This window comes from Kosakonia cowanii JCM 10956 = DSM 18146 (assembly GCF_001975225.1).
GTDB classification, from domain to species: domain Bacteria; phylum Pseudomonadota; class Gammaproteobacteria; order Enterobacterales; family Enterobacteriaceae; genus Kosakonia; species Kosakonia cowanii.
In genome coordinates this window covers 2950097-2968900 of sequence record NZ_CP019445.1, presented here as the reverse complement: position 1 = coordinate 2968900, position 18804 = coordinate 2950097, and the positions used below count along the sequence as shown (strand labels likewise).

Sequence of the window (18804 nt, the reverse complement as noted above, 5' to 3'; positions counted from 1 at the left end):
CATTACGGCAGGAAGAAACTCAAGCGAAAAATATGTTGAGAATGATAACCGGATGTAACCGGCTAGCAGGCTAACGACTCTCTCCCTCACCTTATGCAGAAGCCGTTGAAAAGCAGAAAAAAGTTAGCTAACGAAGCATTATCTTTCTGTTTACCGTCCCTCACGCCTGTGGCTAAATAAACGCCCGTTTCGTTTACCTGGCTACGCCCAACTATGCTCAATTTTTTACATTTTCTGCTGGCGCTGGTGGTGATCCTCGCGCTGGCCTGGCTGGTGAGTTTTGACCGCAAGCGCATTCCGTTTCGTTTCATCCTGCAACTGATTGTGATCGAACTGGCGCTGGCCTGGTTCTTTTTACATGCCCAGAGCGGGTTAACGCTGATTAAATATGTCTCCGGCTTCTTTGAAGTGCTGCTGAAATTCGCCGCCGAAGGGACCGGATTTGTCTTTGGCGGCATGAGCGAAAAAGGGCTGGCGTTTATCTTCCTCGGCGTCCTCTGCCCTATCGTATTTATCTCGGCGCTGATTGGCATTTTGCAGCACTGGCGCATTTTGCCGATCTTTATTCGCCTGATCGGCACGCTGCTCTCGAAGCTTAACGGCATGGGTAAGCTGGAGTCCTTCAACGCCGTCAGTTCGCTGATCCTCGGCCAGTCGGAGAACTTTATTGCTTATAAAGGCATTCTGGCGGATCTCTCCTCGCGCCGGATGTTCACCATGGCGGCGACGGCAATGTCGACGGTATCGCTGTCGATTGTCGGTGCCTATATGACGATGCTCGATGCGAAATATGTGGTCGCGGCGCTGCTGCTTAATATGTTCAGCACCTTTATCATCCTGTCGGTGATTAACCCATCGCGCGGGCAGGAAGAGGCGGAGATTAAGCTGGAGAAGCTGCACGAATCGCAAAGCTTCTTTGAGATGCTCGGTGAATACATCCTTGCCGGTTTTAAAGTAGCAATGATTATTCTGGCGATGCTGATTGGCTTTATTGCGCTGATCAGCGCCGTTAACGCCCTCTTCTCAGCGCTGTTTGGCATCAGTTTCCAGCAGTTGCTCGGCTACGTCTTCTATCCGCTGGCGTGGCTGATCGGCATCCCGCTAAGTGATGCGCTCCCGGCTGGCAGCATTATGGCAACCAAGCTGGTGGCGAATGAGTTTGTGGCGATGATTGAACTGCAGAAGGTTGCGGCGCAGATGAGCCCGCGCGGGCTGGGCATTCTTTCCGTCTTCCTGGTCTCTTTCGCCAACTTTGCCTCCATCGGCATCGTCGCGGGTGCCATCAAGGGGCTGAACGAGCAGCAGGGTAATGCGGTTTCACGTTTCGGCCTGCGGCTGGTGTATGGCGCGACGCTGGTGAGCCTGCTCTCCGCGGCATTTGCGGGCGTAGTGCTCTAAGGTGTGATTTCCCTCTCCCGTTGCGGGAGAGGGAGTCTGTCAGAACTGTACGCAGACCGGTTGATCGACGCGCATCACCGACTCCTGGGCGAAACGTGATTTATAAACTCCGCGCAGCTCATCAATCTTTTTATCGCTTTGCGCATCTTTAGCGTGGATCAGCATCAGCGCTTTACTCGGCTCCCGCGCCACTTTGCCATTATTGCCAAGCCACTGACCGCGCGCATCAAACACCGTTAACCCCTCACGAAAACGCGGCGTCACGTCACCATCGACAAACTGCTGCCACTCCTCGGCGGTAATCGCTTTGCCTGCCGGGCGATTAAGGCCGAAATAGAGCGTCGTTTGCTCCATCCGATCCGCCGGTGCGCACTGTTGCGCCATTGGTTGCGGCTTTTGCGCCGGTGCATTACAGCCCGCCAACAGACCTGCCACCATCAATGCCATAGCCACTTTTATTGTTTTCATTCCCCTGCCCTCACGGTTAGTTGTCGGGAGATATCAGCGTAATCCTCATGATTTAGCAACAAAAAAACCCGCCGCAGCGGGTTTTATTAACAAGGGTGCTTACTTCGCCTGCGCGCGAACCGGCGGCGCAGAGTGGTAATGGGCATCCGCCTCTGCGAAGCGCTGCTGCATAGCGGCAGACGGCGCTTTACCGATCAGGCTAAAGACCACAATGCCGAGGCTGCCGAAGATGAAACCAGGGATAATTTCATACAGGCCCAGCCAGCCGAAGTGTTTCCAGACGATAACAGTGACCGCGCCAATAATCATTCCCGCCAGCGCGCCGTTACGCGTCATGCGTGACCACATCACCGAGAGCAGCACCACCGGGCCAAACGCCGCGCCGAAACCGGCCCACGCATAGCTTACCAGGCCAAGCACGCGGTTTTCCGGGTTTGCCGCCAGCGCAATCGCCACCAGCGCGACCACCAGCACCATCGCACGGCCAACCCACACCAGCTCTTTCTGGCTAGCGCCTTTACGCAGGAACGCTTTGTAGAAATCTTCCGTAATCGCGCTGGAGCAGACCAGCAGCTGGCAGCTCAGGGTCGACATCACCGCCGCGAGGATCGCCGAGAGCAGGATACCGGCAATCCATGGGTTAAACAGCACCTGCGCCAGTTCGATAAAGACACGCTCGGCATTCTGGTTTACCGCGCCCGCCAGCGACGGGTTGGTATCAAAGTAGGCAATGCCGAAGAAACCGACCGCTACCGCGCCCGCAAGGCAGAGAATCATCCAGGTCATGCTGATGCGACGTGCATGCACAATGGTGTGGTGGGAATCGGCCGCCATAAAGCGCGCCAGAATATGTGGCTGACCGAAGTAGCCCAGCCCCCAGCCCATCAGCGAGACGATGGCGACAAAGTTGAGGCCTTTGAGCATATCGACGTTTTCAATGCTCTTCTGCTTGATCACTTCCAGCGAATCGCCAAAACCGCCGACGGAGATAATCACAATCACCGGGGTCAGGATCAAGGCGAAGATCATCAGGCTGGCCTGCACGGTGTCGGTCCAGCTAATCGCAAGGAAACCGCCGATAAAGGTATACAGAATCGTTGCCGCCGCACCGGCCCACAGCGCCGTTTCGTAGCTCATGCCGAAGGTGCTTTCGAACAGACGCGCGCCCGCCACAATGCCGGAAGCACAGTAGATGGTGAAGAAGACCAGAATTACCACCGCCGAGATAATGCGCAGCAGACGGCTGTTATCTTCAAACCGCCCGGTGAAGTAATCCGGCAGCGTCAGGGCATTATTGTTCGCTTCGGTGTGAACGCGCAGACGCCCCGCCACCAGCTTCCAGTTGACCCAGGCACCAACGGTCAGGCCAATCGCAATCCAGCTTTCAGAGATACCGGAGATAAAGATTGCTCCCGGCAGCCCCATCAGCAGCCAGCCGCTCATATCAGAGGCACCGGCCGATAACGCCGTCACTAATGGCCCGAGACTTCGACCGCCGAGAATATAGTCATCAAAGTTTTTTGTTGATCGCCAGGCAATAAAACCGATCAGGATCATGCCAAAGATATAAATAAGAAAGGTCACCATCATCGGTGTGCTTATTGCCATCAAAATAGTCTCCAGGATCTTCGTCGACAAATGTCTATTTGTCGCTTTTATCCATCGCCGGAACGTAGCGACGGTGCGTATGTATTATTAGAAGCGCCCGTATCCTGCCGGAACCCTCCGTTATTCACAATTGATTTAACACACCATTTACATCGAAGATATGCCTCGGGGAATAGGATTTTGTTATAGGTTGCACTCCATCACATTTTTAAAGGTTGCACCTTTGAAAAGTGTTAGCAACCGCATAAATCCTGGCTTTGCAGCAGATTGCATCGTTCCTGTTACCTGTTTAGCTAATTAACAATTCATTCATTTCTCACCTTGCCAGCCAGCTCACAATTAACAAGGTTGCACAAAGTTGCAACATGGTGGATATTTCAGCCTAATGTGCAAAACACCATATAAACAGGAGCAACGCATGGGCACCACCACCATGGGGGTCAAGCTTGACGACGCCACGCGCGAAAGGATTAAAGCTGCCGCAGCGACCATTGACCGCACGCCGCACTGGTTAATTAAACAAGCGATTTTTAATTTCCTCGAAAAGCTGGAGAGCAGCGAAGGATTACCTGAGCTTGCTGGCGCCCAGGCGCATAGCGTGCAGGAAGAGGAGGCCAGCGCGGTAATTGATGAAAGCCCGCAGCCGTTCCTCGACTTTGCCGAGCAGATCCTGCCGCAGTCGGTCTCCCGCGCCGCGATCACCAGCGCCTGGCGCTGGTCGGAAACCGATGCCGTGCCGATGCTGCTTGAGCAGGCGCGTCTGCCGCAGCCGGTGGCCGAGAGTGCCCATAAGCTGGCGTACCAGCTGGCAGAAAAATTGCGTAATCAGAAAACCGCGACCGGCCGCGCGGGCATGGTGCAGAGCCTGTTGCAAGAGTTCTCCCTCTCCTCGCAGGAGGGCGTAGCGCTAATGTGCCTCGCCGAAGCGCTGCTGCGTATTCCTGATAAAGCGACGCGCGATGCGCTGATCCGCGACAAAATCAGTAACGGTAACTGGCAGTCCCATATTGGCCGCAGCGCCTCACTGTTTGTGAACGCCGCCACTTGGGGCCTGCTGTTTACCGGCCGCCTGGTCTCAACCCATAACGAAGCCAATCTCTCCAGTTCGCTGAACCGCATTATCGGCAAGAGCGGCGAGCCGCTGATCCGTAAAGGGGTCGATATGGCGATGCGGCTGATGGGCGAGCAGTTTGTTACCGGCGAGACCATCGCTGAAGCGCTGGCCAACGCCCGTAAGCTTGAAGAGAAAGGGTTCCGTTACTCCTACGATATGCTCGGCGAAGCAGCGCTGACCGCCGCCGATGCGCAGGCCTATATGGTCTCTTACCAGCAGGCAATCCACGCCATTGGTAAAGCCTCGAACGGACGCGGCATCTATGAAGGGCCGGGCATCTCCATCAAGCTTTCCGCCCTGCATCCGCGCTACAGCCGCGCGCAGTACGACCGCGTGATGGACGAACTCTATCCACGGCTGAAATCCTTAACCCTGCTGGCGCGTCAGTACGATATCGGTATCAATATCGATGCTGAAGAGGCCGACCGGCTGGAGATCTCCCTCGATCTGCTGGAAAAACTCTGCTTCGAGCCAGAACTGGCGGGCTGGAACGGCATCGGCTTTGTGATCCAGGCCTACCAGAAGCGCTGCCCGTTTGTGATTGATTACCTGATTGAGCTGGCAACCCGCAGCCGTCGCCGCCTGATGATCCGCCTGGTGAAAGGTGCCTACTGGGACAGCGAAATTAAGCGTGCGCAGATGGAAGGCCTTGAGGGCTACCCGGTCTATACCCGTAAGGTCTACACCGATGTCTCTTATCTCGCCTGCGCGAAAAAACTGCTGGCGGTACCGAACCTGATCTATCCGCAGTTCGCCACCCATAACGCCCACACGCTGGCAGCGATCTACCAGTTGGCCGGGCAAAACTACTATCCGGGTCAGTATGAGTTCCAGTGCCTGCACGGTATGGGCGAACCGCTCTATGAGCAGGTGGTCGGTAAAGTCGCCGATGGTAAGCTCAACCGTCCTTGTCGTATTTATGCCCCGGTCGGCACCCATGAAACCCTGCTGGCCTACCTGGTGCGCCGTCTGCTGGAAAACGGTGCCAACACCTCGTTCGTTAACCGCATTGCGGATAACACCCTGCCGCTGGATGCGCTGGTCGCTGACCCGGTTACGGAAGTGGAAAAACTCGCCGCCCAGGAGGGTCAGGTGGGCCTGCCGCATCCGAAAATCGCCCTGCCGCGCGCACTCTATGGCGAAGGTCGCATCAACTCGGCTGGTCTCGATCTGGCGAACGAACACCGTCTGGCTTCCCTCTCCTCTGCCCTGCTTAATAGCGCGGCGCAGAAGTGGTATGCCCATCCGATGCTCGAAGAGGCGGTAATGGAGGGCGAAGCGATTGCGGTGATCAACCCGGCAGAGCCAAAAGATGTTGTCGGTTACGTGGTGGAAGCGAGTGAAGCGCAGGTGAACCAGGCGCTGGAGAACGCGGTGAACCATGCGCCGATCTGGTTTGCTACGCCTCCGCAGGAGCGCGGTGCCATCCTGCAGCGCGCCGCAGTGCTGATGGAAGACAACATGCAAACACTGATTGGTATTCTGGTGCGTGAAGCGGGCAAAACCTTCAGCAACGCAATTGCGGAAGTGCGTGAAGCGGTCGATTTCCTGCACTACTACGCAGGCCAGGTCAGCAGCGATTTCGATAATGAGACCCATCGCCCGCTTGGGCCGGTGGTCTGTATCAGCCCGTGGAACTTCCCGCTGGCGATCTTTACCGGGCAGATTGCCGCCGCGCTGGCGGCCGGTAATAGTGTGCTGGCAAAACCGGCGGAGCAAACCCCGCTGATTGCCGCCCAAGGTGTGAAGATCCTGCTTGAAGCGGGCGTACCGGCAGGCGTGCTGCAACTGCTGCCAGGACGTGGTGAAACGGTGGGCGCACAGCTGACCGGCGATGCCCGCGTGCGCGGCGTGATGTTTACCGGCTCGACTGATGTCGCCACACTGTTACAACGCAATATCGCTACCCGCCTGGATGCCCAGGGTCGTCCGACGCCACTTATCGCCGAAACTGGCGGTATGAACGCGATGATTGTCGACTCCTCGGCGCTGACGGAACAGGTGGTGATTGATGTGGTCGCCTCGGCGTTTGACAGCGCTGGCCAGCGCTGCTCGGCGCTGCGCGTGCTCTGTCTGCAGGAGGATATTGCCGACCATACGCTGACCATGCTGCGCGGCGCGATGGCGGAGTGCCGGATGGGCAATCCGGGACGCCTCTCCACCGACATTGGGCCGGTGATTGATGCCGAAGCCAAAGCCAATATTGAAAAACATATTCAGGCGATGCAGGCGAAAGGCCGCACCGTCTACCAGGCAGTGCGTGAAAATAGCGAAGATGCCCGCGAGTGGCGCACCGGCACGTTTGTGCCGCCAACGCTGATCGAACTGGAAAGCTTTGACGAGCTGAAAAAAGAGATCTTCGGCCCGGTGCTGCACGTGGTGCGTTATTCACGTAACCAGCTCGATCAGTTGCTGGAGCAGATTAATGCATCCGGCTACGGTCTGACGCTGGGTGTACACACACGTATTGATGAAACTATCGCTCAGGTCACCGGCAATGCTCACGTGGGTAACCTCTATGTGAACCGCAATATGGTCGGCGCCGTGGTGGGCGTGCAGCCGTTTGGCGGCGAAGGGTTGTCGGGCACCGGGCCAAAAGCCGGTGGGCCGCTCTACCTCTATCGCCTGCTGAGCAGCCGCCCGGAGAATGCGGTGCTGAAAACGCTTAACCGTCACGACGCCGAGCGCCCGCTCGATGCGCAGGTGAAAACCGTGCTGACCCAGCCGCTGGCAGCGCTGACCGCGTGGGCCGCCACGCAGAGACCGGAGTTACACAAGGTGTGCGAGCAGTTCAGCGAACTGGCGCAGGCGGGTACGCAGCGCCTGCTGCCAGGCCCAACCGGGGAGCGCAACAGCTGGACGCTGGCACCGCGCGATCGCGTATTGTGCGTGGCCGATAACGAGCAGGATGCGCTGGTGCAGCTTGCCGCCGTGCTGGCCTCCGGAAGCCAGGCGCTGTGGCAGGACGACACGCTGCATCGCGATCTGGCTAAGCAGTTGCCGGAAACCGTCAGCCAGCGGATCACATTCGCCAAAGCGGAAAGCCTGATGGCGCAGCCGTTTGACGCGGTGATCTTCCACGGCGACTCCGATCAGTTGGTGCATCTGTGCGAAAGCGTTGCAGCACGCGATGGCGCGATCGTCTCCGTTCAGGGCTTTGCGCGGGGTGAAACCAATATCCTGCTCGAACGCCTGTGGCTGGAGCGCTCGCTCAGCGTTAACACCGCAGCGGCCGGTGGCAACGCCAGCCTGATGACGATTGGTTAAATCGGTGAAATGCCCGATGGCGCTGCGCTTATCGGGCCTACGGTGTGGATTTGAACCGTATTTGTAGGCCGGATAAGGCCTCAGCCGCCATCCGGCAACATGCCCGATGGCGCTGCGCTTATCGGGCCTACGGTGTGGAGTTTGAACCATATTTGTAGGCCGGATAAGGCGTTCGCCGCCATCCGGCAAAGCGCCAAGAGTGACAACATTGTTGTAATAAAAAAGCGCCTTACGGCGCTTTTTTTCGTAGGGTTAAACCGACATCACCGCCGGGGTGCACGGCGAGTAATGTCTCTTTCGAGTACCCGCTTTCGCTCATCAGGCAGGCGCAGGCGGCATCAAAAATCGCCAGCACCAGCACGATGGAAGTGGTGGCCAACATATTGAGCGGATCGATCTCGCGCTGCACGCCGGTGGAGATCACAAGCCTTGATGCCAGCGCTATCGCCGAGGCGGGGTTTTCCGTCACGCAGAGGATCGGCGTATCTTTCATCGCCAGGCCCGGCAGCAGCCGCGTTAACTCCTCCGAGTTGCCGCCGCGTGAAAGCATAATCACCAGATCGTCTGGCCCAACAAAACCGAGATCGCCGTGCGCGGCATCGGTGGCGTTCAGATAGATAGCCGGGCGCTCAACACAAGCCAGCATATGGGCAATTTTACGCGCCGCAATGCCGGAGGTGCCCACGCCGGTAACAACAATCTTTCCCTTGCAGCCGCGCAGTTCAGCCATCAACGCTGCCCAGGTCGCGGGATCAAGATGGCGGCTCAGCGCCGCCATCTCTTCGCTGTAGATGCGCCAGGCATCGCACGCCTGCTGCCAGCTTTCGCTCATGCCTCCTCCTGCATCAACGCGCGGTACTTCATATGATCCGCGTACATCTCATGGAAGACGGTGTATTTACGATCGTAGTAAAGCTTGATGCGATTAGTCTGCGGCGTCACGGTTTTACCAATGCGGCTCATCGCCGACATCGCCTCCGGGAAGCTGTCAAACACACCGGCCGCAATAGTGCCCATCATCGCGCCGCCAAGCAGCATCGCTTCGCTCTCCTCCGGCAGCAGCATCGCGCAGCCGGTGGCATTGGCGTGCTCCTGCACAAAGATCGGATTTTTGGTGCCGCCGCCGCTCGCCATTACCGTATCAATGCTGTAACCGCTTTGATTCATGGTTTCGATAATATGCCGCGTACCGAGGGCGATAGCCTGAATAGTTGCCAGGTAGTGCAGCGCCATATCTTCCGGCGTGCGCGACAGTTTCAGCCCGCTAATCACGCCGGTCAGCGTAGGGTTAGCGCGCGGGGAGCGGTTGCCGTGGAAGTACGGCAGGATATGAATATCGCGGGTCAGAAAGGCAATATTCTCCGGCTCGCCGGCCATTTTACGCAGCAGCGCATTCAGCACTTCATAAATGGTCTGCCCCTGGGTTTTAGCCTGCGCGAGCAGCGTGTCGTAACAGGGGTGAGACTGAATGACGTGGTCGATCAGCGCCCCGGTTGCCGACTGCCCACCCTCGTTCAGCCAGTAGCCCGGCAGCACCGCTGAGTAGTAGGGCCCCCAGACGCCGCCGATAAAGCGCGCCTGCGGTGAAATCGCCATATGCCCGGTGGAGGTGCCGCCAATCAGCGCAACGCGACGGTCAAAATCCGCCACCTCACCCGATGGACCGCTGGCACCAAGCGTGCCCAGCGTACCGGCGTGAGCATCGATAATCGACACGCTGACCGCCGTGCCCGGCATCAGCCCCATCTCGGTAGCAGCGCGCTGCGACAGCCCGCGACCAAGCGGTTCGCCCATCGTTTTCACGTAGCGGCCAATTTTCTCCGCATCATGTTCGAGCAGATCTTCAAGGCCAATCTGGCGGAAGTAGCTGGTATCCCACTTATCTTCATGGCCCATATAGGTCCATTTACACACCGTCGAGCAGAGCGAACGGGTGTCATCGCCGGTGGCGCGCCAGGTCAGAAAATCGGGGAGATCGAAGAAGAAGCCCGCGTTCGCCCAGGTGTTTGGCATGTGCTGTTTCAGCCACAGCAGTTTTGGCGTCTGCATCTCCGGGGAGATAATGCCGCCGACGTAATCCAGCACCCGGTGATGGGTGGCGTTGATGCGATCCGCCTGCGCAATGGCGCGGTGATCCATCCACACGATAATGTTCTGTTCGCTGCGCCCGGAGGGGCTGATGGTCAGCGGGTTGCCCTGTTTATCCAGCACTACCAGCGAACAGGTGGCGTCGAAGCCCAGCCCTTTGACCTGAATCGGGTTGATATCAGCCTGATTGATGGCATCGCGCACGGCGTTACACACCGCCTGCCAGATGTTGTCGGAGGATTGCTCGACGAAATCAGCCTGCGGGCGATAGATCTCAATGCTCCTGCTGGCCTGGCTGACCATGCGGCCCGTCAGGTCAAAGATGCCCGCGCGGGCGCTGCCGGTCCCTACATCCACACCAATAAAGTAGCTCGCCATTTTTTTTCTCCCGAAATCAGGCTTTACGATTCTGTAATGCGATAAAGAGGATCAGCACCGCGCCCCAGAGCGCCATCGTCAGATAACTGCTGATACCTAATAAATTAAAGCCACTTTCCAGCATCTGCAGCACCACCAGCGCCAGCACCAGCCCGAGCACGCGACCGAAGCCGCCGTCCGGGTTAATGCCGCCGAGCACCGAGGCCAGAATGGTTACCAGAAGATAGGATTCGCCATACCCCGCTTTCGCGGAGTTAAATTTCGCCATCATCAGAATGGCGGCAACCCAGCCGAGCAGCGCGGAGATGACATACACCGCAATCTGCACGCGCACGGTGTTGACACCGCTGTAGCGCGTTGCCTGTTCGTTCGAGCCCACCAGGTAGAGGCTGCGCCCGAGCGTGGTGTGCTCCAGCAGCACCCACAGCAGTAATGCCACCACTAAAAAGAGCAGCAGTGCCACCGGAATACCAACAATCGTGGCGTTACCGAGGTACTGGATCGCCGCCGGGAAACCGGAGATCACCGTGCCGTTAGAGAGCAGAATATTGAGCCCGGAGATAAGCGTCATAGTGCCGAGGGTAGCGAGGATCGGCGAGACGCCCACCCAGGCAACTAAGGTGCCGTTCAGCACGCCAATCGCCACCGCCGTCAGCAGCCCGGCAAACAGGGCTAACGCCAGGAAGAGTGGATTATCCGGGTGCATCACAATCACCGCCGCCATCACCAGTGAACAGGCGTTGGCCCCAGCAATGATCGACAGGTTGATGCCGCCGGTGAGCATGGTTATCCCCATACCGAGCGCCAGCATGCCGAGGATCGGCAGCTGCGATCCGATGGACTGGAAGTTAGCGACGCTGAAAAAGCGCCCGCCAAGCAGGAAAGAGAAGATCAGCGCGACGACGACAATAATCACGCACTGCAAGCGGATGATGGCATCACCGGGCAGAATTCGGACGATGGATTTCATCTTATAGCTCCCTTGCGAGTTTGCGTTTTTCATGCCACGCGGTGGCGCTGATACTGACCAGAATGATCGCGCCGCTAAAGACCGTGTGCCAGTAAGAGGAGACGCCAAGCAGCGTTAAGCCGTTCTGCAGGAAGGCGAGCAGAATCACCCCCAGCAGCGTACCAATCAAGGTGCCGCGTCCGCCGGACATGCTGGTTCCGCCCAGCACCACTGCCGCCAGCACCGTCAGCTCATAACCAAACAGTGAGTTGGGTGCCACCGATTGGGTGATCTGCGCCTGCACCACCGCCGCAACGCCCGCCAGAATGCCCATATAGCCGTAGACATAGAAGTGCAGCTTCAGCAGGTTCAGCCCGAGACGCGACGCCGCATCGCGGTTGCCGCCCATGGCGTAGATCTGCCGTCCCAGACGGGTGTAGTTCATCAGCACGGCGGTAAAAATAATCGTCGCGCCAAGGCAGATAAGCGGCAGGGTGAGGCCGTAGTCATAGCCATCCGCGCCGGTAAAGGTGAACCAGCTAATGCCGTTCATAAACCAGTCCGGGAAGCCATACAGCCAGGTGCCTTTGGTGGCGTAGACCAGCAGGCCGTAAAAGAGGTTCAGGGTGGCAATGGTGATGATGATGGCCGGCACGCGCAGCCAGTAGACGAGGAAGCCGTTGATCAAGCCGAGCAGCAAACCGACCGCCATCGCTAACGCCAGCGCGAGCACAAAGTTGCCGCCGTGGGCAATCACCCAACTGGCCATCGCATATTGCGCAATCGCCGTCATCGCCGGGAAGGAGATGTCGATACCGCCAGAGATCAGCACCACAAACAGCCCGCAGGCCAGAATGCCAAGGATCGCATAACTGGTAGCGACATCCGTTAAATTGCCGAGGGTGAAAAACTCATCGGTGCGGATCGTCAGGCCGACCGCCAGCGCTACTACCAGCACGCCAAGCCAGAACTCATGTTGCCCAATCAAGCGGGCGAGCGAGTTACGCATTGACCACCTCCGCGATCTCCTCTTCGCTACAGCGGTGCGGATTGAACTCCGCGACCAGTTCACCCCGGCGCATCACCAGCACGCGGTGGCTGTTGTAATAGGCTTCCGGGATTTCATCACAAATCATCAAGACTGCCATTCCCTGCTCTGCCAGCTGGCGGGCGATCTGATAGATACCCTCTTTGTTGGCAATATCAACACCAACCGTTGGCGAGTCGAGGATCAGGATCCGCGGCTGCGTGGCGACCCATTTCGCGATAGCAATACGCTGGGCATTGCCGCCAGAGAGGGTTTTCACCGGCAGCTGCGGGTCGGAGACTTTGATATTCAGGTTACCAATAAGATCCTTTACCAGCTGCCCGGCTTTGGCGTGGTCGAGCAAGCCGCTGCGGGTGTGGAGCTTGTCGAAGACGGTGACAATGGTGTTGTCATAGATCGACTGCTCCATAATCAGCCCCTGGGTTAAGCGATCTTCCGAGACATAGCCGATGCCGTGGCGAATGGCGTCGTGGTTATTACGCATTTTTACCGGCTTATCATTGATGCGGATCTCGCCATCTTCAGGTCGGGTCATGCCAAACAGGCTCATGCAGAGCTCGGTGCGCCCGGAGCCCAGCAGCCCGACAATCGAGACGATCTCGCCGCTGCGCAACGACAGATTGATATCGCGGTATTTTCCTTTACGGCTTAAGTGGCGCAGCTCCAGCATCGGCGGCTGGTCGACCGGTGGTTTTTCCGGCAGCGGGCTGTAGTGGAAACGCTGCCCGGTCATCAGATAGGCCAGTTCGTGGCTATCGAGCTCGCTGGCGGGCCAGGTGCCGACCAGCTTGCCGTCGCGCATCACGCTGATGCGATCCGCCACTTCCATCACCTCATCGAGGCGGTGGCTGACAAACACGACGCAGATACCGGCGGCTTTCAGTTCATTGACCACGCGCAGCAGCCCATTCACTTCCTGACGGGTTAAAGATGCGGTCGGCTCATCCATGATCACCAGCCGGGCTTCGGCGGCAATCGCGCGGCAGATCGCCACCAATTGGCGGTCGGCGATGGAGAGTTTTTCGACCTTTTTATCCGGGTCGAGGCGCACGCCGATGCGCGCCATCGCGGCCAGCGCCTGTTTGCGCATCGCGCCGCGGCGCACCCAGATGTCGCCACCGGGCAGGTAGCGATGCAGGGCGATATTTTCCGCCACGCTGAAATTGGGGAATAACGAGAGATCCTGGTAGATTACCTGAATGCCGTAATGGGCGGAGAGCTGCGGCGACAGCTGATGAAAGAGCTTGCCATCCAGCTCAATGCTGCCGCCTTTTTCCGGGTGATAGACGCCGGAAATCACTTTGATGATGGTGCTTTTCCCGCAGCCGTTTTGCCCTGCCAGGCAGTGAACTTCGCCTTTTTTGAGGGTTAAATTCACCTTATCCAGCGCCAGCACGCCCGGGAATTGCTTGCTGATATTCTCAAGAGTGATAAATGCGGTGGGGTCGGTCATCGACAATACCTCTGCCAGCGCCCGTGAAGGACGCGAGGATGAAATCTGCGGCGGAAGAGCCGGCCTGAAAGGCCGGCGTTCCGGTTCCCTGGTGTGGCCTGTGAGGCTCAGAAACCGAGTGTTTTAGCGTTTTCTTTTGTCACTTCGAGGATCTTATTAAAGCGGATCACTTTCTTATTCATATCAACATCGGCTTTGCCCAGCCCCTCGATGGAGAGATCGGACGTCACTTCTTTTCCTTGCAGCAGCTGGTCGGCGACGGTCACCAGAGCGTAACCGGCATCACGCGGGTCCCACAGCAGTGCTTTTTTGATGTCGCCGCGCATCAGATAAGGTGCAGCCTGCGCCGGCATCGCGATGCCAACAACCGCCAGTTTATCTTTCGCGCGTTTCTTCTGAACGGCCTGCCCTGCGCCAATCGGCCCAAGCGATCCGAAACCAATTACCCCTTTCAGATCCGGGTAGGTTTTCATCAGGTCAAGGGTGGTGGCATAGGATTTATCAATGCTCTCTGCCACCGGCAAACGCGAGGTGACTTCAAACATATCCGGGTACTTCTCTTTCTGGTATTTAATGGCGTAATCAGCCCAGGCGTTGTGCAGCGGCACGGTCAGCGAGCCGACGTAAATGGCGTAACCGCCCTTACCGCCCATATCTTTTGCCAGCTCATCGACGTTAGCCTGCGCATATTTTTCGCTGTCGATGGTTTCAATATCCCACTGCCCAATCTGCTGGTCCGGGGATTCATGAGTCAGTACTACAATGCCTTTGTCGCGCGCTTTTTTCAGCACCGGCTCCAGCACCTTCGCGTCGTTTGGCACCACGATAATGGCGTTAACGTTTTTCGCGATCAGATCTTCGATCACTTTCACCTGCTGCGCCGGATCGGGTGTGGAAGGCCCGGTCTGGTAAGCATTAACATCCAGTTTTTTTGCCGCTTCGTTGACGCCGGTCTCCATGCGGTTAAACCACGGGATCCCGGTTACTTTGGCTACAACGGCAATCTCATACTTCTGAGCGGCAAAAGCCTGCCCCGAGAGCATGCTGGCAGAAATCATCGCTGCGCTAATCAGGGCGAGTTTGAATTTCATGGTTGTACCTTTCTTAAGGGAAAGTCGCGGAGAGAGATTAACAATGAAGGGAAGAGGTAAAACAGCGAAAATGCAATAAATGTGATGCATGCCCAAAAATGTTAATTTAAAGATAACATTTAGTTAAATTAAAGTTAAAAGAAGAAATATCTACTCACGATTGCGTGTGTACATTGTTAAATAATGATGAATTTTTAACTAAAAATTAACACCTAGTTAACCAATACCTTTTTAAGAGGTTTTTTTGCGCCCGCTTCTGCCCCGTTTCGCCAGCAGAAAAATATCAGTTTTGTGAGCTGAAACGAACATAGCAATCCGTTCATCAGGATGGGTAATGGCGAAGTGACATTTTTTAAGGGCTATGTTAATAAATTCGCTGAATGAATGTGATCAGGGAGGGAATAGAATGAAACGATCTTTGTTGATGCTGAGCGCGTTGCTGCTCAGCCAGCCGCTCTACGCTGATGAGTGCGATAACGCCTCCACTCAGACGGCGCTCAATATGTGTACCGCTGCGCAATATGAAGCCGCAGATAAGAAGCTCAACCAGACTTATCAGGAGGCGCTGAAGCGCTCATCGCCACAGCAGGCTGAGATGCTGAAAAAAGCGCAGAAAAGCTGGATAGCCGTGCGCGACAATGACTGCGCGTTTGTGGGCTCCGGCACCGAAGGCAGCAGCGGCCAACCGATGGTATTGAACCAGTGCCTGGCGGATAAAACCAGTGAACGCGAAGCGTGGCTCGCCTCGCTGTTGCAGTGTGAAGAGGGCGATATGAGCTGCCCGCTCCCGCCCGCCAATTAACGGACGCGGATGCCTTCAATAATCATGCGCTGAACATTGTCGACGGTGCGCTGAAAAAAGGCGTCATCCTGCAGGGTCGCGCCAGTGACCGCTTCCACCTGGGTAGCGAAATCAGCGTAGTGCTGCGTGGCGGCCCAGATCATAAAGATCAGATGGTGTGGATCGACGGCGGCGAGCTTACCGCTGGCGATCCAGCCGGCAATAATCGCTGACTTCTCCTCCACCAGCGTTTTCAAATCGCCGGTCAGCTCCGCTTTCAGCAGCGGCGCACCCTGCAACATTTCATGGCAGAAAAGACGGGATGCCTGCGGATGGTCGCGCGAGACCTCCAGCTTCAGGCGAATGTACTCTTTGATCGCCGCAAGCGGCTGTAAGTCGGAACGAAACGCACGGAGCGGGGCCAGCCAGACATCGAGCAGTTGACGCAGCACGGCGATATATAGCGCCTCTTTTGACGGGAAATAGTAGAGGAGATTGGTTTTCGAGACCCCAGCCTGCTCGGCCACCTGCTCCACGCGCGCACCGTGAAAGCCGAGACGGGAGAAAACCTCCAGCGCGGCGCTGAGAATAGCCTGCCGTTTTTCGCTGACTGCCCGCGTACGTTTACCCATTTCCTTTGCCATACCCACTCCATGACCCTAACCAGGCTGCAGCATAGCAAAGGTCGTCGTCTGGCTCGAGCCTCTGAGCAGCTTTATCCGCTGGAAGATTGAAGATGGCGTGGGCGATCGCAGACGAAAAAAAACCGCCGGGTCTCCCCGGCGGCGGGCATTTCGGTAACCTTTAAGATTTACCGACAGGTCTCGTTAGCTGTTGCCGTTGTTGCTCCGGCTACCGTGACTGTTTTTGCCCCCTTTTTTACCTGCTTCTGAGGCGCGCTGAGGATCGTTTTTAAAGTTCCCCCCGCTCTGCTGGCCGCCTTTGCGACCTGCTGCTGATGCTCTTTCACGGTCTTCAGCGAAGTTACCTGAACCACCACGATGATTTGCCATCTCTTCACCTCCAGTCGGTGTTAGTGAAATATCAGACATCTTTCTGCATTCAGTAAAAGAGGACTCTTTCACCTCACGACGTTAAAGCTAACCCTTTAACTGCGCCGCGTGAGAATAAGCTTAGTGGAACGCGGCCCATCGGCGAATGCTCATTAACATTTTGCAACAGCTTCGGGGCCGAGCGGCAGAAGTGACTTAAGCGAAACCAATAAATAATTCTTATGTATGAGGAAATTAATGGGGTGAAAAATGTGTCAAAACGTAACCGTACATTTGCGCGGGGAAATAGTCTTAATTATCAGCAATGGCGCGTGTCGATTTGCACTCTCGCCATCACGTCATACCCTTAATAGGGGACGCAGCGTATCGCTGCGCAATCAACGTAGCAGGAGCAATAGCCAATATCGGCACTGGCGTAGTCAGGAACATACAATTTCCTCAGTCTGAACTACGCTTGCTCATCATGGGATGATGATTGTTCCCATTGGCTACGCCGCGAAACAGCGGTCTGATATATCGCGTATTCGCGGCTGCAAGCCTTATGGCGCGACAACGATTGCCGGCCTGGCAGTCAAACTGAACGGCTAACTTTAACAGGAGGCGCTCATGCCAACTCAGGAAGCAAAAGCTCATCGCGTAGGTGAATGGGCCAGTCTGCGTAATACATCGCCAGAAATCGCCGAGGCGATCTTCGAACTGGCTGATTACGACGAGGTTCTCGCCGAGAAGATTTGGGAAGAAGGCAGCGATGAAGTGTTGATGCGCGCCTTTGAAAAGACCGATAAAGACTCCCTCTTCTGGGGTGAACAGACCATAGAGCGCCAGAACGTGTAGCGCTTCGGCTCCCCCATTTTCGGGGGAGCGTATCTGCTTTTTACTTCGCGACTTTGCGCATCACTTCACTGAATTTTTCCATCGGACAGAATCCGTTACTGTCGGTCGGGCAGCCTGTTAGCTCCAGCGTGTAACGTTGCACCGGCGAATCAAACCCCATTTTTGCCACATTACGCATCTGCTCGGCGGTGAAGTAGAGATACTCAATCTTCATCAGATCGCGGTTGCTCTTGTCGTCATGCCAGCGCTGGAACACCACTTTTCCGCTGATGGGGGTCTGCTCAAACTGACCGGGAAGTTGCCACGGTTTAGCATCCAGCGCCGCCAGCAGCGAGGCGATATTGGAGTCGTGACCAACCAGCAGCGTTACTTTCGGCGCAGCGGCGGGCTTCTCCACCAGCTGTTGGTCGAGGTAATCAAGCAGCGGTTTAGCCACATTGCGCGCCACCTTTGGCGTGGTAAAGAGAATGGACTGATAGCTGTTTTTCAGCTTCTCCAGCAGCTGCCACTGCTTGTCACTTTTTATCCCGCCAAAGGCGACTTCATCCTGTGGGAAGCCTTCGTAATATTGCAGGGTAAATGCATCCACCAGCGCGTTTGCCGTTTTTAATGGCCCGCTGACGGAGGGCTCCAGCCGGTAATCGGCACGGAACGTGTCCTTTTCATCACTCAGGGTACAGGGCTTGCCGCTTTGCGCTTTGCAAGCTAGCGAGGCTGAATAATCAACGATCTGCTCCAGCAGTTTATAGCTCTCAGTCAGATCGACACGCTGGCGGCTGGCCTCCATCGCCGCAACGGCTTGCTGGCGAAACGCCTCGTTGTCCTCGGTGATAACCGGATTAAACAGCGGATCCATTTCGCCCATTTTGCGCTGATGGAAGATCGGCACATCGCAGGCAATAAAGGTGTTACTGACGAAGAATTGCGCGGTGTCATGGGTGCGCGGCAGGCTGTTTGCCCAGACGAAAAACTGTTTCTTTGTCGGGCACTGTTCGGTAGAGAGCACTTTTTCGTGGGTCATCCACTTACGCATCTGATGAGCAAAAAAGATCTCCACCAGCGCACCACGATCCGTCAGCTCCCCGCCCGCCACTTTCCAGGTTGGCCACGGTTTGGCGGTAGCCTGCGCCAGCGCACTGCCGTTGTTTGCCAGCGGCGCGCGAATACCGTGGCGGCTGACAATCACCACCTGTTGCAGGCTGTAGCCCTCCGGTGTCGTTTGTTGCGCCATCGCGCTGGGTAATGCCAGGGCCGCGGCGATGGCGGCTGACCAGAATAAACGTTTCATCCTTTGTCCTTGTATCTCAACCCGAT

Annotated in this window: 15 protein-coding genes and 1 pseudogene; 5 read left to right on the top strand and 11 right to left on the bottom strand. The window is 56.6% G+C overall.

All coding sequences use genetic code 11. The features are described from left to right. Positions 1–213: 213 nt before the first annotated feature. Positions 214–1398, top strand: a complete 1185-nt coding sequence (locus BWI95_RS13925) for a NupC/NupG family nucleoside CNT transporter (protein WP_042713519.1) — start codon at positions 214–216, stop codon at positions 1396–1398. Between the two features lie 39 nt (positions 1399–1437). Here BWI95_RS13925 and BWI95_RS13920 read toward each other — a convergent pair whose 3' ends face one another. Beyond that, positions 1438–1866, bottom strand: coding sequence for a DUF3574 domain-containing protein (locus tag BWI95_RS13920; RefSeq protein ID WP_054803135.1), 429 nt, complete (start codon positions 1864–1866; stop codon positions 1438–1440). A 99-nt stretch (positions 1867–1965) separates the two neighbouring features. Beyond that, positions 1966–3474 carry a sodium/proline symporter PutP gene (gene putP, locus BWI95_RS13915; RefSeq protein WP_023481708.1) on the bottom strand — a complete coding sequence of 503 codons (1509 nt, stop codon included), beginning with the start codon at positions 3472–3474 and terminating at the stop codon, positions 1966–1968. Positions 3475–3892: 418 nt separating this feature from the next. On the opposite strand from putP, the gene putA reads away from it, so the two are divergent. After that, entirely contained in the window at positions 3893–7855 is a 3963-nt protein-coding gene (gene putA / locus BWI95_RS13910) for a trifunctional transcriptional regulator/proline dehydrogenase/L-glutamate gamma-semialdehyde dehydrogenase (protein WP_076769666.1), read from the top strand. A 229-nt stretch (positions 7856–8084) separates the two neighbouring features. Here putA and BWI95_RS13905 read toward each other — a convergent pair whose 3' ends face one another. From BWI95_RS13905 to BWI95_RS13880, 6 genes are all read right to left on the bottom strand, one after another. Continuing rightward, positions 8085–8633: an SIS domain-containing protein gene (locus tag BWI95_RS13905; RefSeq protein WP_369811750.1), complete on the bottom strand. Its 549-nt coding sequence runs from the start codon at positions 8631–8633 to the stop codon at positions 8085–8087. A gap of 50 nt (positions 8634–8683) precedes the next feature. Next, positions 8684–10321: an FGGY-family carbohydrate kinase gene (locus BWI95_RS13900; protein WP_076769665.1), complete on the bottom strand. Its 1638-nt coding sequence runs from the start codon at positions 10319–10321 to the stop codon at positions 8684–8686. 16 nt (positions 10322–10337) lie between these two features. After that, on the bottom strand, positions 10338–11291 hold the full coding sequence (locus tag BWI95_RS13895; RefSeq protein WP_023481569.1) for an ABC transporter permease: 954 nt from the start codon (positions 11289–11291) through the stop codon (positions 10338–10340). 1 nt (position 11292) lies between these two features. Then, complete coding sequence (locus tag BWI95_RS13890; RefSeq protein WP_023481635.1) at positions 11293–12279, bottom strand: ABC transporter permease; 987 nt, start codon at positions 12277–12279, stop codon at positions 11293–11295. After that, a complete protein-coding gene (locus tag BWI95_RS13885; RefSeq protein WP_042713500.1) occupies positions 12272–13771 on the bottom strand; it encodes a sugar ABC transporter ATP-binding protein in 1500 nt (499 codons plus the stop codon). The genes BWI95_RS13890 and BWI95_RS13885 overlap by 8 nt, the downstream gene beginning before the upstream one ends. 107 nt (positions 13772–13878) lie before the next feature. Next, positions 13879–14862 (bottom strand): autoinducer 2 ABC transporter substrate-binding protein, encoded by a 984-nt coding sequence (locus BWI95_RS13880; RefSeq protein WP_023481662.1) that lies wholly within the window; start codon positions 14860–14862, stop codon positions 13879–13881. A 406-nt stretch (positions 14863–15268) separates the two neighbouring features. On the opposite strand from BWI95_RS13880, the gene BWI95_RS13875 reads away from it, so the two are divergent. Further along, entirely contained in the window at positions 15269–15664 is a 396-nt protein-coding gene (locus BWI95_RS13875; RefSeq protein WP_054803133.1) for a lysozyme inhibitor LprI family protein, read from the top strand. Here BWI95_RS13875 and rutR read toward each other — a convergent pair. Together rutR and BWI95_RS13865 are read right to left on the bottom strand one after the other, a co-directional pair. Beyond that, a complete protein-coding gene (rutR, locus tag BWI95_RS13870) occupies positions 15661–16287 on the bottom strand; it encodes an HTH-type transcriptional regulator RutR (protein WP_076769664.1) in 627 nt (208 codons plus the stop codon). The two genes, BWI95_RS13875 and rutR, sit on opposite strands and share 4 nt — an antisense overlap. A 183-nt stretch (positions 16288–16470) precedes the next feature. Beyond that, entirely contained in the window at positions 16471–16656 is a 186-nt protein-coding gene (locus BWI95_RS13865; protein ID WP_023481335.1) for a con-10 family general stress protein, read from the bottom strand. A gap of 420 nt (positions 16657–17076) precedes the next feature. Here BWI95_RS13865 and BWI95_RS23745 point away from each other — a divergent pair. Together BWI95_RS23745 and BWI95_RS13855 are read left to right on the top strand one after the other, a co-directional pair. Beyond that, positions 17077–17220: pseudogene (locus BWI95_RS23745) on the top strand (NAD(P)H:quinone oxidoreductase); the annotation flags it as partial. Positions 17221–17262: 42 nt separating this feature from the next. Continuing rightward, the gene (locus BWI95_RS13855) at positions 17263–17490 is read left to right on the top strand and encodes a YccJ family protein (protein ID WP_023481800.1); all 228 of its coding nucleotides are present in this window, start codon (positions 17263–17265) and stop codon (positions 17488–17490) included. Positions 17491–17530: 40 nt separating this feature from the next. Here the strand turns inward: BWI95_RS13855 and agp are convergent, their stop codons facing one another. Beyond that, on the bottom strand, positions 17531–18778 hold the full coding sequence (gene agp / locus BWI95_RS13850) for a bifunctional glucose-1-phosphatase/inositol phosphatase (protein ID WP_076769663.1): 1248 nt from the start codon (positions 18776–18778) through the stop codon (positions 17531–17533). Positions 18779–18804 lie beyond the last annotated feature (26 nt).

Excerpts from the sequence above, each read along its gene's own strand:
- BWI95_RS13900 (WP_076769665.1), bottom strand. The coding sequence starts at position 10,321 with ATGGCGAGCTACTTTATTGGTGTGGATGTAGGGACCGGCAGCGCCCGC.
- putP (WP_023481708.1), bottom strand. The coding sequence starts at position 3,474 with ATGGCAATAAGCACACCGATGATGGTGACCTTTCTTATTTATATCTTT.
- BWI95_RS13920 (WP_054803135.1), bottom strand. The coding sequence starts at position 1,866 with ATGAAAACAATAAAAGTGGCTATGGCATTGATGGTGGCAGGTCTGTTG.
- BWI95_RS13865 (WP_023481335.1), bottom strand. The coding sequence starts at position 16,656 with ATGGCAAATCATCGTGGTGGTTCAGGTAACTTCGCTGAAGACCGTGAA.
- BWI95_RS13875 (WP_054803133.1), top strand. The coding sequence starts at position 15,269 with ATGAAACGATCTTTGTTGATGCTGAGCGCGTTGCTGCTCAGCCAGCCG.
- agp (WP_076769663.1), bottom strand. The coding sequence starts at position 18,778 with ATGAAACGTTTATTCTGGTCAGCCGCCATCGCCGCGGCCCTGGCATTA.
- putA (WP_076769666.1), top strand. The coding sequence starts at position 3,893 with ATGGGCACCACCACCATGGGGGTCAAGCTTGACGACGCCACGCGCGAA.
- BWI95_RS13880 (WP_023481662.1), bottom strand. The coding sequence starts at position 14,862 with ATGAAATTCAAACTCGCCCTGATTAGCGCAGCGATGATTTCTGCCAGC.
- BWI95_RS13885 (WP_042713500.1), bottom strand. The coding sequence starts at position 13,771 with ATGACCGACCCCACCGCATTTATCACTCTTGAGAATATCAGCAAGCAA.
- BWI95_RS13890 (WP_023481635.1), bottom strand. The coding sequence starts at position 12,279 with ATGCGTAACTCGCTCGCCCGCTTGATTGGGCAACATGAGTTCTGGCTT.
- BWI95_RS13905 (WP_369811750.1), bottom strand. The coding sequence starts at position 8,633 with ATGGCGGCGCTGAGCCGCCATCTTGATCCCGCGACCTGGGCAGCGTTG.
- BWI95_RS13895 (WP_023481569.1), bottom strand. The coding sequence starts at position 11,291 with ATGAAATCCATCGTCCGAATTCTGCCCGGTGATGCCATCATCCGCTTG.
- BWI95_RS13925 (WP_042713519.1), top strand. The coding sequence starts at position 214 with ATGCTCAATTTTTTACATTTTCTGCTGGCGCTGGTGGTGATCCTCGCG.
- BWI95_RS13855 (WP_023481800.1), top strand. The coding sequence starts at position 17,263 with ATGCCAACTCAGGAAGCAAAAGCTCATCGCGTAGGTGAATGGGCCAGT.
- rutR (WP_076769664.1), bottom strand. The coding sequence starts at position 16,287 with ATGGCAAAGGAAATGGGTAAACGTACGCGGGCAGTCAGCGAAAAACGG.